At 52.2% G+C, this 16,890-nt stretch carries 15 protein-coding genes; 4 read left to right on the top strand and 11 right to left on the bottom strand.

The features are described from left to right. Window positions 1-64 precede the first annotated feature (64 nt). From SBL51_RS17325 to SBL51_RS17310, 4 genes are all read right to left on the bottom strand, one after another. Complete coding sequence (locus tag SBL51_RS17325; protein WP_317932360.1) at window positions 65-988, bottom strand: sulfotransferase domain-containing protein; 924 nt, start codon at window positions 986-988, stop codon at window positions 65-67. Window positions 989-1,313: 325 nt separating this feature from the next. After that, complete coding sequence (locus SBL51_RS17320; protein ID WP_317932359.1) at window positions 1,314-2,891, bottom strand: AMP-binding protein; 1,578 nt, start codon at window positions 2,889-2,891, stop codon at window positions 1,314-1,316. Window positions 2,892-3,027: 136 nt separating this feature from the next. Beyond that, window positions 3,028-4,305 carry an MFS transporter gene (locus SBL51_RS17315; protein WP_317932358.1) on the bottom strand — a complete coding sequence of 426 codons (1,278 nt, stop codon included), beginning with the start codon at window positions 4,303-4,305 and terminating at the stop codon, window positions 3,028-3,030. A gap of 223 nt (window positions 4,306-4,528) precedes the next feature. Further along, window positions 4,529-5,143 (bottom strand): TetR/AcrR family transcriptional regulator, encoded by a 615-nt coding sequence (locus SBL51_RS17310; protein ID WP_317932577.1) that lies wholly within the window; start codon window positions 5,141-5,143, stop codon window positions 4,529-4,531. A gap of 897 nt (window positions 5,144-6,040) precedes the next feature. Between SBL51_RS17310 and SBL51_RS17305 the strand changes: the two genes are divergently transcribed. From SBL51_RS17305 to SBL51_RS17295, 3 genes are all read left to right on the top strand, one after another. Continuing rightward, window positions 6,041-8,341, top strand: coding sequence for a TonB-dependent receptor (locus tag SBL51_RS17305; protein ID WP_317932357.1), 2,301 nt, complete (start codon window positions 6,041-6,043; stop codon window positions 8,339-8,341). A gap of 392 nt (window positions 8,342-8,733) precedes the next feature. Continuing rightward, window positions 8,734-9,201 (top strand): YeeE/YedE family protein, encoded by a 468-nt coding sequence (locus SBL51_RS17300; RefSeq protein ID WP_317932356.1) that lies wholly within the window; start codon window positions 8,734-8,736, stop codon window positions 9,199-9,201. A 2-nt stretch (window positions 9,202-9,203) separates the two neighbouring features. Beyond that, entirely contained in the window at window positions 9,204-9,632 is a 429-nt protein-coding gene (locus SBL51_RS17295) for a DUF6691 family protein (protein WP_317932355.1), read from the top strand. Between the two features lie 49 nt (window positions 9,633-9,681). On the opposite strand, the gene SBL51_RS17290 is transcribed toward SBL51_RS17295, so the two are convergent. The 7 genes from SBL51_RS17290 to SBL51_RS17260 all read right to left on the bottom strand — a co-directional run bounded on the left by SBL51_RS17290 (window position 9,682) and on the right by SBL51_RS17260 (window position 14,860). Further along, a complete protein-coding gene (locus SBL51_RS17290; RefSeq protein WP_317932354.1) occupies window positions 9,682-10,371 on the bottom strand; it encodes a nitroreductase in 690 nt (229 codons plus the stop codon). A 137-nt stretch (window positions 10,372-10,508) separates the two neighbouring features. Beyond that, entirely contained in the window at window positions 10,509-10,883 is a 375-nt protein-coding gene (locus SBL51_RS17285) for a diacylglycerol kinase family protein (RefSeq protein ID WP_317932353.1), read from the bottom strand. A 145-nt stretch (window positions 10,884-11,028) separates the two neighbouring features. Then, window positions 11,029-11,310, bottom strand: coding sequence for a hypothetical protein (locus tag SBL51_RS17280; RefSeq protein WP_317932352.1), 282 nt, complete (start codon window positions 11,308-11,310; stop codon window positions 11,029-11,031). Between the two features lie 166 nt (window positions 11,311-11,476). Beyond that, window positions 11,477-11,839 (bottom strand): FHA domain-containing protein, encoded by a 363-nt coding sequence (locus SBL51_RS17275; RefSeq protein ID WP_317932351.1) that lies wholly within the window; start codon window positions 11,837-11,839, stop codon window positions 11,477-11,479. 66 nt (window positions 11,840-11,905) lie between these two features. Continuing rightward, on the bottom strand, window positions 11,906-13,489 hold the full coding sequence (locus SBL51_RS17270) for a serine/threonine-protein kinase (protein ID WP_317932350.1): 1,584 nt from the start codon (window positions 13,487-13,489) through the stop codon (window positions 11,906-11,908). Between the two features lie 507 nt (window positions 13,490-13,996). Then, a complete protein-coding gene (locus tag SBL51_RS17265; protein WP_317932349.1) occupies window positions 13,997-14,476 on the bottom strand; it encodes a GNAT family N-acetyltransferase in 480 nt (159 codons plus the stop codon). Window positions 14,477-14,542: 66 nt separating this feature from the next. After that, window positions 14,543-14,860, bottom strand: a complete 318-nt coding sequence (locus SBL51_RS17260; protein WP_317932348.1) for an antibiotic biosynthesis monooxygenase family protein — start codon at window positions 14,858-14,860, stop codon at window positions 14,543-14,545. A 601-nt stretch (window positions 14,861-15,461) separates the two neighbouring features. On the opposite strand from SBL51_RS17260, the gene SBL51_RS17255 reads away from it, so the two are divergent. Next, complete coding sequence (locus tag SBL51_RS17255; protein WP_317932347.1) at window positions 15,462-16,715, top strand: lipase; 1,254 nt, start codon at window positions 15,462-15,464, stop codon at window positions 16,713-16,715. Window positions 16,716-16,890 lie beyond the last annotated feature (175 nt).

The raw sequence follows: 16,890 nt of genomic DNA, 5'->3' as shown, positions 1-16,890 counted from the left end.
TTTGGTGTTGCAACGGAGTTGCCTGCCGTAACACCATTTTGCCGTCTCCTTGTGACGCTTGAGATCAGGGCAGATCACCGCCGTTGTAATACCAATCAAGTGCCACTGGGTCGTTACAAATCTGACTGCCGACCTCACGCAGGTGCTTAGCGATCTCCTCGGTCATGCCTTCACTTTTGGCTTTGCCGGATTCACCTTTACGGATCATGGCGCCGCTCTTAAGAATCGGCACCAAGCCTGCGGTGCGGGCTTCAAATTTCTCTTCGTGCTGTTTCATCCAGGGGAATGAGGTGTAGGTGGCGATCGCCTGCCACTGTTCTGCAGTGGGCTCGATTCCTAAAAAATCGGCAATTTTTTTAAGCGTTGCCTCATGGTCGCGTTTCATGTCGTTGTAGTGCAGGAAGAGCACATTCTTCTCTGTGCGCAGTGGCCACCAGTCGGCCAGAAAGCCGAAAAACATCCCCTGCATCTGCGCTTTGTTAACAACCTCGTAATAGAAACTGGGAAAGTCATCGCGACACAGCGCGGCCTTGGGTAGATCCCACATCTGGTACCACTCATCGGCGTGCTGGTCGAAAAATGGTCGGAAGGAGACCAGTGCCTCTTCTGGATTACGAAAGACAACAATGTATTTCAGATCCGGCCCGCTTCCGGCTTTAATGAATGGCAGAGTAGGTGGCGCGGAGTGGGTTTTGAAGGCTCGCGGACGTGTGGTTGGCATGGCCGCCACCCGGTCGACCACCTCCTGCTGAGGTTGTTCGGGGTGGCTGATAAATTCAATCCAGGGCACCTCTGCGTAGATATCATCAAAATCGGCTGAGCCGCCGGCGAATAGCTGGTGCACGATATTCATGGTCCAGGTGGTACCACTTTTGGCGGGAACGGATATGATTACGTCACCGTTGCGCCACTCGATCTGCTGTTGAATCTCGGGTTGTATCCAGGGTGGGCCCTGGCGGTCACTAGCTTCTGGTTGTGATGGGTTCAAGTTGTTGCGCTCCGTTCAATTCGGGCTGGATGCCCGCCGTCATTCGCCGGTCAAATGATTTAGTTTGGCAAACTATTACGGGCTGGTCGATGCCAAGTGAGTGGCTCGCGGGTGGGGACGATAAACGGCCGCTAATAACGGACATCTGTTCGCTTTGAAGGCCGTTGATAAAGCGGTCGGTTAGCGTGTGTGGCTGGCCGAGTTTCCCACTGCCAGCTTTAGCTGGTGGGCCGGCAAACTACCGCGTCCGGCCCGTGAGCAGACAGCTGTTTGGCGTTGGTTGTTCTCCTTCTGATATTAACCGGAGCGCCTTGGGCGCTGCCGGCTAAACCGTCTGTTGCTGGCGGTTTTGAATTTCTATATGGCGGGCACGCAGCGCCTTTTTATCGGGTTTGCCCACCGCGGTTTGTGGAATGCTATCGATAAATTCAATGACTTTGGGGGCTTGGAAAGCCCCTTTGCGGTTGGCTACCAGCGCCGCTATGTCGTTGCCGTCGGCGGTTAAACCCGGCTTCAACACAATGCTGGCGGTGACCGCTTCGCCCCACTTTGCGTGCGGCACGCCAAACACAGCCACCTGGGCTACGGCCTCATGTTCACTGATCACATCTTCAATCGCGCGTGGGTAAACATTAAAACCGCCGGTGACGATCATATCCTTGGTGCGGTCGATAATGCGCAGGTAACCGCCCGGGTCGCGCACCGCCACATCACCGGTGTGCAGCCAGTCGTGGCGAAAGGCGTCGGCGGTCTGTTGTGGGTTATCGCGATAGCCGTCGATAACAATGGGGCCGCGCACGCAGATCTCGCCGGGTTCGCCATCGGCCACCGGTCTGCCCTGTTCATCGAGCAGCTCCACATCCAGCCAGGGGGAGGGCAACCCGCAACTGGCCAGGCGGTTGAGGTCGTTACTATCGTGGTCGCCCTTGCGCAAGGTGGTGATCACCATGGGGGCTTCGGCCTGGCCATAAAATTGTGAGAATACCGGTCCGATGCGTTCAATGGCCTCTTGCAGGCGGATGGGCGAAATAGCCGAAGCGCCGTAGAAGACGGTCTCCAAACTGGAGAGGTCGTACTGGTCAAAGTGCGGGTGGTCGAGAATGGCGTAGATCATGGTGGGGACCAACATGATGCAGTTGATCTGATACTCCTGAATCAGCTGCATCACCCGGCCGGCATCGAAGCGGGGCAGGGCCATAATGCTGCCCCCTTTTAACAGAGTGGGCAGAATCAACGCCGAGCCGGCGTGGCTGAGCGGTGTACAGGAGAGAATATGAGGGGTACTTGGCCACTCCCAGTCGGTCAGCATAATTTGCAGAGTGGCCAAGCCCGCCCGCTGGGTACTGGCAATGGCCTTGGGCTTGCCGGTGGTGCCGCCGGTGTAGCCCAGGCGCATGATGGTTGTGGGTGTTACTGCCGGGGCCACCAATGGCATGGGTGTAAAACCCAAGCTGAGCCGGCAGATATCTTCACTGAAGCTGGTGTCTCCAAAGGAGATCATACGCAATTGGGGTAGTGCCGCTGCTATCTCCTGGGCGCGGGGGCCGTAACTTACGGCATCAAACACCAGGAGTTCAACGCCGGAATCCTGCAGTACAAACAGGTGGTCCTCCAGGCTGCTCAATGGGTGCATGGGCACATAGACCGCGGCCAACAGTTGTACCGCATGGCTGACGTGCAGCACCTCTGGTTTGTTGGGGGATACCAGGCCCACACGTGTTCCCGCTTTAACCCCAAGCGAGGCCAGCGCCTGGCAAAATTGGCTGGTTTCATCCCGTATCTGGTCGACGGTCAAACAGGGGCCATCGACAATTTGTAGCAAGGGGCGGTCGCCACCGCGGTTCAGGGTACTGACCAACAGTTCGGCCATGGATTTGGAGCGGTGTATTAACGAGCTATTCACGGTCATCCTCTCTTCGTGATACCTGGTAACGGTTTGGTTGTGGCGCTAACCTCGGCTTAAATTTAGCTATGCCCTGCCGCCGTTAATGGCAAACCGCCCCAAAAAGGTTTATCGATTGAAACCCGGGTGAGTCTTTTCAGGGGGTAATTTTAGGGCTGGCGAAGCCGGCCGGGGTGCTTGGTTTGGTGGGTATTAGCAGTGATACCACCAAGCCGAAAATCAACACCCAAAGCACCACGGTAAAGGTCATGGCATAGCTGCCCTTCCAGTCGTGGATATAACCACCCAGTGGGCCGGGAATAACCGAGACACTGGTTAACACCAAGCTCATAGCACCTTTCACTTTACCGAATGCCTGTGGGCCAAAGTTCTTGGCCACAATGGATGCCCAGATGGGCATCAGCCCGCCGACACCAATACCGACCACGGCTATAGAGGCCACCACAAAAATCAGGCTTTTGAAATAGAGCATGGGCAGTAGCCCCAGCGCCATCACGGTGGAAACCGAGGTCATCAATTTAGCGGGCGAAAATTTGTCGGCCAGCCAGCCGTAGAGAAATTTACCGAAAAACGCGGTGCCGGCGTAGAGCGAAAGCATAAACGCACTCTTTTGCAGATCGATACCCAGCTCGCGGGAAAAGGGAACGAGATAGGTAATAAAGGAGATGGAGGCAAAGCTCAATGTGCCGACGGTAACGGCAATTAACCAGAAATCCAAGCGTGCCAGCAACGCTAAAAAAGTCTCGCCAGTGCGGGTTTGCTGGTGGGTGGCCGGGCGAATACCGGGTTGAACCCCATCGGGGTATTGGCCTACCTCTGCCGGTGTGGCGACCGCAATAAACCAGGCGCAGGGGGTGAGTGTTAGTAAAATAAACAGGCCGAAGATAAAGCTGCCGATGCGCCAGTTAAAGGTCTCAAACAGAAAGGCGGCGATGGGCGGCATGAGAAAGCCTCCCAGCGACATGCCCGCGGCCGCAATACCCAAGGCCAACCCCCGGCGCCGTTCAAACCATTGGCTTAGCATGGCGCCGGCGGTAACCAGCCCAATCATCGCCGAGCCGGGTGCAATCAAAAAAATACAGGTTAGTGTGGCCTCAATAAGGTTGCTACAAACCGACAGCAGCATAAAACCCAGGGATAAAGCGACGGCGCCCAGGGTCATTAAAATTTTAACCTTGCCGCGGTCTACCCAATAACCCAGTACCGGCCCCAGGCCGGCGGCAACCAGCAGGAAAACAGATGATGCCCAGCCCAGCTGACCGGTGGTGGTGGCGAATGCCTGGGCCAGGGGTTCAAAGTAGAGACCGAGCAGGTAGACGGTAAAACCAACAGAAACCAACTGCCCAAAGGTTGCTAAAAAGAGAATTTTCCAGCCGTGAAAAGCAGTGGGGTGTGCCGTATTGTGGTTGGCCATGGTTGAATTCCCAAGTATTTATTTTATTATGGGTTGCTCGAGTTACTGTGGTTGTAACAGTTTTCTTGGGCTATTTTTTTGCTGCGTGTTGGGGGCGTATGCTGGGGGATAGAAGCCCCTGATTTAATACAGCAATAACCACCCCGCCGATCACTCTCTGTTTGGTACCCACGGGTTGCAGTTTGCGTTAATTACAGCCGGTACCGAATCAACTCGGTGATAGTTAATTATCACCCTGGTAGAGCTGTAGCAGCTCTTCGGCCAACAGATCCAGTGCGATATCAATATCCGGCATGCCGGGCACTATGGAAAAATTGATGACCGCGTGTTCCAGTTCAAACAACATCAAATAACATTTGATGCGCTTACGTTCCCGGCTCTTGCCTTTTAAACCTTTCAGGGAAAAACCGGGAAATCGTTCACCGAGAATTTCGATAACCCGCTCCCGGTGATTACTGACGAAATCTTTTCGGTCGGGCAGTTGCATAAACAAAATGGAGAAGAGGTGGCGAACACTGTGGTGTTTATCCATCAACTCCCGGTAACGCTGCAGCCAGGCTCGAATGGAATCCAGGTTGGGTGACTCAATTTCTGCCAGTTCAACGTAGAGCTCCATCTGTTCTTCCATGTTTTCCGACAGGATCTTCAGCAGCAGCTCATTTTTATTGGCAAAGTGCAGATAAACCGTGGCTCGACTGACTCCGGCGGCGGAGGCAATCTGCTCCATGGTGATGCTGTCATAGGGCTGGCTATAGATCATCTCCCGCGCGGCTTGGCAGATCAAAGTAAGTGTTAGCTGCTTTTGCGCCTGGCGCAGGTTTGGCTTCTTGGCCGTCATACGTTTCACAATACAGCTGCTGCTGGCTCCAGTAATGGCATCAGGCCGATAATAACAGATCCTGGATGACCGAAAAACACAAGAAAAACAGCCGCTTATTTGCGATGGTGAGGGTTGGGCGGGTGTCTGCTTGAGCACTATACTGGGTAAATCACGCAGCCGTGAGGGGCTGTAACCAGCCGACTAATTGTGCCCTGAGCCTATGTTTAGGCCCCAATACTTCCATCCTCTGTATCGCACACCTCTCTATAACAGCTCACTAGCTAGCATCTCTCTGCTTAACACCTCTCTGCTTAACACCTCTCTGCTTAATAGCCCTGTTTGCCAGACTGCTGCAATTCAGTAAATGCCGGTCGGTGCTGATACACCGCTGGTGTCTAAACATTGTGGACGTTGGGGTGAGGTTTTGGCGACTGCTCGATTCATTAATTTTTGTTATTTGGTTTTGGCATCTTAAACAATTTATGTCTATAACCCATGCCGTCAATAAGTTTAGATTGACACATGTCTAGTGAGTATACAAGAATATATTTAAATCCGATGGATACAGCCCGTATCTCTTGGCATGCAGTAGACCCATTTTCTGAATCAATAAAATAGATAAGAGAGAGAAGGTGGTATCGGCGCTCACTGTGTATCGACTCCCACGGTATTTTTTTGATAGTCCTTGTTTGATAGTCCATGGTTGGCTGTGCTCTCTTGGCCGTTCTCTCCTCCGATTTGGTTTAGGTCACCCTAATCAGGGTTGTCCGGTGTTGGCTAAAGGCTTTGTCGTTTTCGGAGCGGGTGGGAGTATCGGTTATTCGTACCTTTAAAAAAGACGACAGCGTAGTTCAGTAGCCACAAAACCAGTAGCCATAAAACAAAATTAAGAATAAACAATAAAAGGTGAAACCGATGAAGATCTCTAATTGTGCACACAATAAAAAAAGCTACCTTGCCAAATCGATGTTGGTGGTGTCGGTCTCGTTGGCGGGGCAGGCGATGGCGGAGGGCGGTAAAATCCTCGAAGAGATAGTGGTTACCGCGGAGCACAAAGAGGCTTCCCTCCAGGATACGCAAATATCAGTCACGGCGGTGTCGGCACAGGATATTCAGGATCTGGGTATTAGTAATGGTATCGATCTGGGCCACGTTGCTCCTAACCTGGTGGTTAACTCCTATCAGGGGGGCAAGTCGGGTATGAGTATTAATATGCGCGGCATCTCCCAGAACGAGACCTTGGTCACCTACGACCCCGCGGTGGGTGTTTACATCGATGATGTGCTGCTCTCAAAAAATGTGGGCGCGATATTGGATGTGGTCGATATGGAGCGCATTGAAATATTACGTGGCCCGCAAGGTACCTTGTACGGCCGTAATACTATGGGTGGCGCGGTTAATTTTGTTACCCAAAAGCCGACCGATCAGTTCGAAGGCAAGCTGGTGGCCAATTATGGCCGCTATGGCCAGCAGGATTTAAAAGGGGTATTTAATATTCCCCTGGTCCCGGCCAGCAGCACAGTCGGTGCGTTAAACATGCGTGTCTCCGCGGCCACCATTAACCGCGATGGCTTAACCAAAAACAACTATTCCGGCCCAAGCCCGTATGCCTCACCCAGCTACAATACCGAGCTATTTGGTACCGGTGGCAATGATGACTCCCGCCTGCGTAAGCAAACCGACGAGCTGGAAACCAAAGACCGGCAAGCGGTAATGGTGCACCTGCAGTGGCAGCCCACCGACTATATCACTGCGCGCTACAGCTACGATAAAACAGAAATTGACGAGATCCCCAATACCCCCTGGGTGACTACCGCTAACCCCGCAAGAACTGCGGGTGTGTTATTGGCCCCCTACAATATTGGCCGGGCCGACCGGCCCAGTGCCATTTCGGTGAATGGCGCGCAAGTGGCCGAAACCGATGTTGAAGGCCAGGCACTGAATTTGGATTTTGAATTAACCGACACCCTCAGTTTTAAATCGATTACCTCCTCGCGTAAATTGACCAACTTTAGTGCGGCAGACTCCGATGGCTCACCACTGTCGATAATTCAAACGGTGGATACCAATAAAAATGATCAGTTTACACAGGAGTTCCGTTTAACCGGCGGGAGTGAGCGTTTTGACTACAGCGCCGGGCTCTTTTATATGGAGGAAGAGGGCAGTGTCGATCAGCGCCTGGATGCTTTTGGTTTTCCGGAGCGCACCACAGCTGATTTTAAAAATGACAACTGGGCTCTATTTGGCCAGTCAACCTACGACTTTACCGATGCCCTAAGGGTGACAGTTGGCTTCCGTTACACCGAAGAGGACCGGGAACTCTCCAAAATTTTCTACCGCCGCGGCTCAACCGCTGGTGTTGACTTCGGCACCGCCAAGCGCAGTTTTGATAACTTCTCGCCTATGGTTTCCCTCGCCTACGATATCAATCCAGATACCATGACTTACTTTAAGGTGAGTACCGGCTTTCAATCGGGTGGTATGAATGTTCGCGAACAGAACCTGGAGAATTTCAAAAAGGGTTTTGATGAAGAGAAATTACTGGCCTACGAGTGGGGAGTAAAAGCCAATATTGGCGAGCGCGTGCGCGTAAACTCCGCCCTCTGGTTTAGTGATTACACCGACAAACGGGTTAACCAATTCGACCCGGAAACCTTGGGCAACACAGTGCGCAATGCCGGTATCGTACAGGCTTACGGATTGGAGCTGGAGATGCAAGCGCAATTGAATAACTATTTTCTGTTGGGTATCTATTACGGCTATCAAAAACCGGAGTATAAAGAGTACGACACACCCAACCCCGATTGTGTAACCAATCCCGACTGTTCACCAAAAACCTTCGATCTCTCCAACGACACCAACATTGTCTATACCCCCGAGCACTCCGGTGGAGCGAATCTCGCTTTTGAAAAACAGCTTGGCTTTGGTTATGTGCGGGCGCGTGTGGATTGGGCGTGGAAAGATGGTTATACCTTCATTGCACAAATTCCCGAGCGCAATTCCCAAAAGGCGCACAGCATCTGGAATGCCAAGGTCACCCTGGATGAGATTCAAGGGCCGGGGGATACCACCATTCTGCTTTCTCTGTGGGGTAAAAACCTGTTGGATGAAAGCTACTACTACAATGGTGTCAATATTTACGAAACCTTCGGATTCGATATCAACACCTACGCCGAGCCGCGTACCTATGGCATGGAAGTGGGTTTGCAGTTTTAAGTCATCTCGGAATGGCTGGTGGTGACAGCAGCAGCCGTTCCTGTACTCGATTTGAGGGTGATTCACCCGATAGCAAACGGCGCTAAGCGGTGAGGTTTATCCGCAGTGCCCTCTGTGACAAGCCTCTTGTTAATAATCCTTTTTTGCTAATGAACCTATAGCAGCAACTGGCGAAAGAAGCCGGTGTCGAGCATGATGCCGTTATCGCTCACCGGCCTGGCAGACTATTCTGCTGTAAAGGTCGGTTTTTTTAGGTTTATGGCTATTATTTTGCGCTCTGCTGGCTCTTCGTCGCTGGCTGCCGCTTCACTTTTTCCGGCCGTCCGGTTTCTCATCCCCCTCCTCAAATGCGATAATCGCGCCCCTGTTTAATAGCTAGTCTGGAAATCACAGTGATTGAATCTCTATTCCCCAACGGTATAGCCCACTATTTGGTAGGTGGTCTCTTTATCGGCTTGGGTGTTGCGACTCTGTTCGCGCTTACCGGCCGTCAGGGCGGCGCCTCTACCTTTTTTAGCGCCTGCTGGTCGTGGCTGATAAAAACGCCCTTCTTTCAGCAGGGTGCGTTTCTCGGCAGCCGTAACTGGCGGCTGGTCTACTCTATAGGTTTTGTTCTGGGGGGATTGCTCTACCTGGCACTGGGCTTGCCGCAGGCGGCCAGCCAGATGCCCGCCTGGAAGTTGGCGGTGGGTGGCTTGTTAATTGGTTACGGCGGTCGTTTGGGTGGTGGCTGTACCTCAGGCCATGGCATCTGCGGCATGGCCTCGCTCAACCTGGGGTCAATTAGCGTGGTATTAACCTTTATGGCGACCGGCTTTGCTACCGCTCTGCTGCTGAAAGCCATGGGTTGGGGAGTTTAGCCATGCACAATCGTCTTGCTTTGCTTGTTACTCTGGTTGCTGGTGTGCTGTTTGGTTTTGGCCTCTCCTGGGCCACCATGATTCGCCCGGAAGTGGTTATCTCCTTCCTTACCTTTGATGACCTGGGTCTGTTGTTTGTGCTCGGTGCCGCCACCGGCTTAAACCTGTTGGTCTTTCAGCTGTTGCCGAGGTTGCGCAAGCGTGCCCTGCTGGGGGCGGAATTTGAAAAGCGCCCCTTCAACGCGGACCGCAAAAGCCTGCTCGGCGGCGCCCTGTTTGGTATCGGCTGGGGAATTTGCGGGGTCTGTCCGGCGCCGGCCTTGGCCGGCCTGGGGGCCGGCAACACCGATCTGTTAATCGCTGTGGTGGCGATATTTATCGGGGCACTCTTACATGGCCTATTGGCCGGGCGCGCTAAAGCCGCGAACTAATCGCCAGCGGCGCTAACCGTTATGAAGGAAGCATAGGCCCACAAAGGGCCTATTGGTTTTCAAAACCGAGAAAGGAGACCACCTCCTCAACCGGTGCGCGGGAGGTAAAATAACTGTTTGCCCTAGCGCTCTGGTCGGGTACTCCCAACGACATTCCGCACCAGACCAATTCATTCTCCTGCAAGCGAAAATGGCGGTGTAATTCGGGCCGAAACATGGCCCATGCCTCTTGGATGCAGGTGCCCCAGCCTCGCTCCACCGCCAGCAGACAAATAGTTTGCAGGTACATGCCGGTGTGCCCCCACTGGGCTGGATTGAAGCGTTTGTCCAATACAAAAAATAACCCGACCGGAGCATCAAAAAAGTGGAAGTTGCGAATAGCCAATTTCTGCCGGCCTTCTGCATCGCTGCGTTCAATGCCGGCGGCCTCGGTCATCAATGCTCCCATCTGTTGCGAGCGCTCAAGATAGATTGGGTCGAGAGCTTCGTAATTGAGGGAGAAGGGCGGCTCAATGGGGCGTGTGGCAATAACGCCGGACTGAAAGCTCTGCATGGCGAGTTCGGTCACCGCCTTCTGTTCCTGGCCGGTTACGGCAATAACCCGCCATGGTTGCACATTGCTGCCAGAGGGTGCGCGTTGCGCTGTAGTTAACAGGTCGTGTAGATCACTCTTGGCAATGGGGTCCGGCTGAAAAGCGCGAATGGATTTGCGCAGGTTAATGGCGTCGGTAACGTTCAAAAGCTCCATCCTTGTATTTATTGGTTTATGCCTGGCCCGCCAGGCGGGTGGTCGACATAGTAACAAAATGGCGGGGGAGAGTGCGGAGTGTTCTCGGCAGCGGATGGCCGCCTTCCGATGAGAGTACGCGCCGGTGGCTATAAGCTGGCGGAAAGGTAGGGCAGGAAAATAATTAGCCCGACGATCACTGCACCCATGGCGGTTAGCAAAACTGAACCCGCCGCCACGTCTTTTGACTTTTTAATTAATGGGTGAAAGTCGTGAGTCACGGCATCGCATAAAAACTCCAATGCGGTGTTTAAACCTTCCGCCAACCAAACGGCCATTATGGCAAATACCAACAGACACCACTCCAATTGCTTCACCCCAAAAAATAGGCCTGCTAACACCACCATAAGGGTAGCAATGAGGTGTATCCAGGCGTTGTGTTGGCTGAGTACCAGCTCAACTATACCGGCTGCGGCATAACCGACACTTTTAAGGCGGCTACCAAAAGAGAAAGAGGTTGGCATTTGCCTATGCTCCACGAAATGGTCGAGAAAACAATATTGCCTCCCCCAATTTTGGGGCGGGGGGGTTGAAGGCTGCTGTGAGAATATACCAGAGTCGCGCGGTTGGTGTGAGCTGGCTATCTTATCCGGCCTGCCAGGTGATTAGCTAATCACAATCGACTTTAATCTCCAGCTCTTTTACCTGCCATGGGCTGACCTTGGCAGGACGGCTGAAGGTGCAGTGCGTGTGATGGTTATTAACACGAATAGATTCAGTAATTTCTGCGGCCTTTTCGTCGATACTCTCGTCACTGGCATAGGCATTGTAATAGAGCGTAAAGATATACTGCCCAGCGGCGACTTGCCTGGGGCTTTGGCCGTAGGTGGTGACGTTAACGCAACCGCTAAGCAGTAGGGACGATGACAGCAAAAAAGCGATGTTTTTCATAGGTCACCGTCAATTTAAACCAGTTATCGCTAGCCAATAGATGGTCTTTTAGTCGGGTAAGAGTGAAGGCGCGGCCACCAGATGACGCGCAACCTGGTGGTGAGAATATATTGGCCTCTATTCCCGGTAAATAGTGTTGGCCGCTATTGATGGGTAGCTTACTTGCTTAGGAGAGGGTCTGTTGCAGTATTAACGCCGTGGCCTCCAGCGATTTAGGGTCGGCATCCATCAGCTTAAACTCATTCCAGCCAAACCGGACTATATCGTTATTGCCCAACGCCTGGCGCCCCTTTACCTGCAACCCGTTTACGAAGCTGCCATTTTTGCTATTGAGGTCTTCCAGATAGATCTCAATGGCACCATCCAGGTATTTACTCTGTTCCAACACTATTTTTGCATGCTGACCGCTGATTGCCGCATCGTTGATCTGCACATCGGAATCCGGGTGACGGCCGATGGTAGTGGTTGGCTTGGTGAGTTCAAATTTATTAACAACTACATCGTCGACCAGTTGTGCCAGAATAGTCATGTTCGTTCTCCTCTTTAAAATAGAGATGGGGTAATCGGCGGTAAGGCCGATACCCATTATTTAAAACTAGCTGATGCCAAAATCTTTCTGCAGCGCCTTACGTAGTGCCTCGGCCATAGCGCCTGCGCTGGTGTAGCGTTTATCCGGTTCTTTGGCCATGGCCTTGTTCACAATGCGTGGTGCACTGGCGGGCAGGGCGGGGCGAAGCTCACGCACGCTTTTACATTTTTTATTAATCACCTGATAGGCCAGGTTGGCGATACTGTCGCTGGAGTAAGGGGCCTGCCCGGTAAGCAGTTGATAGAGGGTTACGCCGAGGCTGTAAATGTCTGAGGCGCCGGTCACCTTCTGGCCTTTGAGTTGCTCTGGTGACATATACAAGGGGCTGCCGAGAATATCACCGGTTTTGGTGCTGGAGCTGTCGACAATGCGAGCAATGCCGAAATCGGCAACCTTAACTTGCTCGTGCTGCTCATCGTACAACAGGTTGCCGGGTTTGATGTCGCGGTGCACGATGTTTTTCTTGTGGGCGTAGTGCAAGGCATCGGCGACCTGGGCTACCAGCTGATACACCGTGCTTACCGCCAGCAAGTTGTCCTCGGTACTATTAACGCGCAGGGAGTCGCCTTCGATAAAATCCATCGCCATGTAACAGAGGTCGGGCTCTTCGCCCACATCGAACACGGTAACGATATTGGGGTGTGACAGCCGGCCGGTCGCTTCGGCCTCGCGGAAGAATCGCTGTTTAACGCCTTCCAGTTCGTGGGGGGCAACGTTTTTGTAGCTGAGGGTTTTTATCGCAACCCGGCGCGCAATTTTGGGGTCAACGCCCAGGTAGACGGTACCCATGGCGCCGCGACCAAGCTCCCGCTCAATACGGTATCGTCCCAATCTTGGTTGGCGCTGCTGCTCCTGGGGAATGTTCAGCGTTTGCGTGGCAAGCAGGTCGTCGCTGTTGATGGCGACGGTGGCGGAGAGCACGCTGTTGGCCTTCTCGGACACATCTTTATATTTTGGATCCAGTCCGGCCAACCACTGATAGGTTTTGGTGGCTGCTTGGTAGGCGCGGCGCTGCTCCTGCTGTAGCGCCAGCTGGTAACCCAGCTCGGTAACCGCCGGGTTGGGTTGGCAGGTTTGCAGATGGGTAGCGGCCTGGTCCAGTTGGCCGGCCTGTAGCTTGATATCGGCCAGCTCCAGCAGCGCGGCGTCGCGCTCGCCGACCAATGCGGCCCAGGTGCGTTTCTGCTGTGCCCTGATCAGCACCACCGGAACGCTTATCAGTAAATACTGAATTAACACCCCCTGTGGCAGCCACAACTGATGTTGCAGTTGGGCATAGAGTTGCAGGCCGGTATATCCGGCAAGACTAATGCATGCGATTAATATCGCCGCAAGTAGACCAGGCCTGGGCAGTAGCCATAGCCAAAGGCAAACACCCATCATCCACAGCCCAATATTGGCGAGCTCACCCCAAATGGGCACGGTAAGACCGTACCCGGCCTGCATACTCCTTGCGCCCCCGGCCAGCAGGTAAAGCTGTCGGTCCAGGTGCTGTAAAGGTGCAATAGAGGGGCCGTATAAGACAGCAAGAATCGCCACCACGAACAGCGCGATGGGTAGGTTGAACAGAGACGATAGGGGATTTTTCATTAACAGCAGGCGGCCACAACTAGATGCTGTTACTACTATAGGCGCCCGCTCTTAAACTCGACAGTTGGGCCTGTGAAAATGTGCTCTATCGCGCAAATAATGACATGCAATTAGTGGTACGTGAATAAATAGGGACAAACCGGTTGAGCGGTGAGCAATAGCCCTTGGTATTGATAATCCGCGAGCTTGTATTAGTGCTGGGTGATATTGGATGGCGTAGATGCTCTACGCGGTTCAACCGCTGGTAGCGCAGCGGTGGGGGTGGAATAGCAGTGGTTATGTTGAGGTGAAGCGTCGAGCAACGGGATAGTGGCTATACCCAACAGTTTCGAACTGTGTTAGACAAAAATTCCGGTGAATGGTAGATGGATTCGGAAGCTTTGATCATGGCGCATAAACAAGTAAACGAAAGATCTGTATGCAGGTAATAAGATAATGTGAGCCTGCGGCTAGCGTACATGGGGTTAAGAGATTTGTCGTCCTCGGATTGAGTTTGCTCTGTTGCTGCTACGAGGCCGATATTGTTTTAGACATGTTAAAACCAGTGATGACAAAACCAACCTCTTTGTACAGCTTGAGTGCTCGCTCATTGTGATAAGCGACTCTCAGTTTTATTTGGTTTACACCGGTGGATTGCAACTGTTTTTCTAACTCCGCTATGGCTTGTCGACCAAATCCTCGACTTCTGTGTTCGCCGGAGATAAAGAAATCGTAGATAAATGTTGAGTTATCGCTGGTATTGACTGAATGCCATAGGTAACCAACCAAACTCAGTTTCCCCTCAATTTCAGCATCGATGCACAACAGCGTATGCTCGGTATCCTCTAAGCCATTTGGGAAATAACTTGCTAAATCCTTTTTCGCCAGCTCAACAGCCAACTCCATTGGATGGCCATAATTGGTAGCGATTTCCCGACTGTAGTCGTCAATAAAATAGTGACAATAAGCCGGGTACTCTTCTTGTCGCATCGCTCTGAGGACTACCATCTTACTTCCTTTTTATACGATGAATTTAAATGCTAACTCTACAAATTAGCGAGGGGATTCCCTTGGTTATCGACTGTGCGCATTGGGTTGCAGATAATCATCGGTTACGTCCATTTCATATACAGTTTTAGATGAAGCGAGACATTCTCGCATCTTTGCCAGTGCGATGCGACTCTCTGCGCTGGTTAGATTGTTATCGTTCCATGCTTTCCTGCTTGGCCACTGGGCGTACCCCACATAGCTGTTGGGTTTATTGGTTTTATGTAATCTCGAACCAAGGCTTCCACACTCGTTATAGATTGCCTGAGTAACCATTCGCCAGTAGTGTCGAAAATCGTCTTCTTTTCCTTGCGTAACGTCAAACTCGTAAACCGCTATAAACACTTGAATCTCCTATTTTGTGTAATGCTGATAGCTCCTATGGGCAGGCACGCTGGTAGGGTGACTGCCTTGCCTGACTGAAGCATTACTCTTCAGTGTTGCCTCTCGCTTTTAGAGGCGACAGAGCGCTTTGGCTGTCGGCTTGCTGTCAGGGCATTTCGACAAAGCTCAGCCCACTGGTTTAAGCAAAAACAGATCCAAACAACTGCCAGATAAGTCCGTTAGCTGCGCATCCGCACATATATTGCGTCACTGCCCGAGCCAGGACCTTGCTGCTTCGCGAATTGTATAACTCTTAGTTAACGCAATTGGTAGCTGCCAGTAAAAAGAGCAGTCTGCTTGGTGAGCTAAAATGTTCACCATAAATGACGATTTGGGTCGTATCGGGCTACACACCCTCCTGCCTATAATTTGCGCGCCTCCCCACAGCGGAGGTATCAAGTTTCACCTCTTCGCAGACGCCCATCGTGCCCTGATCTACCTCGTAGGGTAGAGGCAGACAATCCAATAATTGTTCACTCACATTAGGGGAGGGCCAACCTGCCTAAATCATAATTAGACACCATGTTCTAACAACAAAATAGATAAACAAGAGGACAAATAAATGATAATTAAAAATCTCCTATCGATGTTATCTTCAATCACAACCTTAGTCATAACAGCAGTTTTGGCTATAGGCATTGCTCCACCATCTCTTGCCGGCACCGTGCTTGAACAAACCTATACCAGTGGCATTAGCAATGGCTGGGTTAAGGTGGAACGCTGGAAAGACACAGACAGTGCCTTTATACAGGAGGGCTTCCCTGCGGATGGGCGCGGTGACCAGGATGGGCAGCGTGTTACTTTCTTCGGTAACGACCCCACCCCGCATTCATCAAAATATCTGTTGTACTACGCACCGAACTGGTCGACCAGCAGCAAATCGGTACCCGTCTTACTCGTACACGGCTCTAACCACAATGCAGACATTGCCTGGGCCAATCCCAATGAAGCAGGACCCTATGGCTGCGGTAAAACCCTGTGCCCGAGTACTGGGCTTATGCAGGAGTTGGTAGCCGATGACTTCAAGGTCTTTGCGATTTCAATGCCCCACAAAAATGGTGACAACTACTTTTGGGCACAGCAAATTGCAGATGCAATCAGTCACATTAAAGCAGTTACAGGCGCGTCTGAAGTGGATATTGTTGCCTGGTCCAAGGGAACCTTCAGTGCGCGAATGTATGTATCGTCGGTTACTGAACCTTGGGGTACTCCCTACCAGAACGATGTTCGCCGACTAATTTTAATCGGTGGGCCAAACGGCGGCTTTGACAGTTCCTTCCGTCACGGAACCACCTCTTCTGTCAGCGTCTATTCCGAATGTGGTGGCGTCATCAATGGCCCTACCGCACACGACTACATGACCTGCTACGGCTGGCTATACCACCGGCCCGAGTGGACTTTCAGCTCTTCTTACTTCCCTGGTGCCGCTCAAATGCTCAAACGGTGGGATAACAAGTATGGTTTTTTGGCTACAGAGGTTGATTGGTACTCCACCTACTATGGTGGCTGGGGAGCCTATTCTCATTCGAATGGCATTGATGCTTATATGGGTGAGTCACTGGTTGATACGGTTCAGCAAGCCGGTATTCCGTCATCGGTGCGCGTGCACACGCTATGCGGCACATCGGCTGACATCCCGCTTTTTCATAACGAACATACCGGTCTGTCCGACGGTGTTATTTTCCTGGATAGCTGCACCGATACGACGGGTGTTGCCAATAATGGCGGCGGTACTGTATTTGCGCTTAATCATCTAACCCTCGGCTGGCGCCACTCGGCCACGGCCCAAATTATGGATTGGTTAAACGCCATCTAGATTCTCTTAATGCCGCCCTTTACCTGCCAGCTTACCTGCCAGTACGGCAGTATGCTGGCAGCCGTTACCATCGCTGATTTTACAAAAAAGCTATATAAAAAAGCCCGACACATAAGACTTTATGTGTTGGGCAAAGCACTCAACGAGTGATAGAGACAAATCGAAACGAGTCGGT

Source organism: Halioxenophilus sp. WMMB6, from assembly GCF_033283405.1.
Taxonomy (GTDB): Bacteria; Pseudomonadota; Gammaproteobacteria; order Pseudomonadales; family Cellvibrionaceae; genus Halioxenophilus.
Note: the sequence above shows the minus strand (reverse complement) of the source record. Positions and strands in the feature narration are given on the sequence as shown.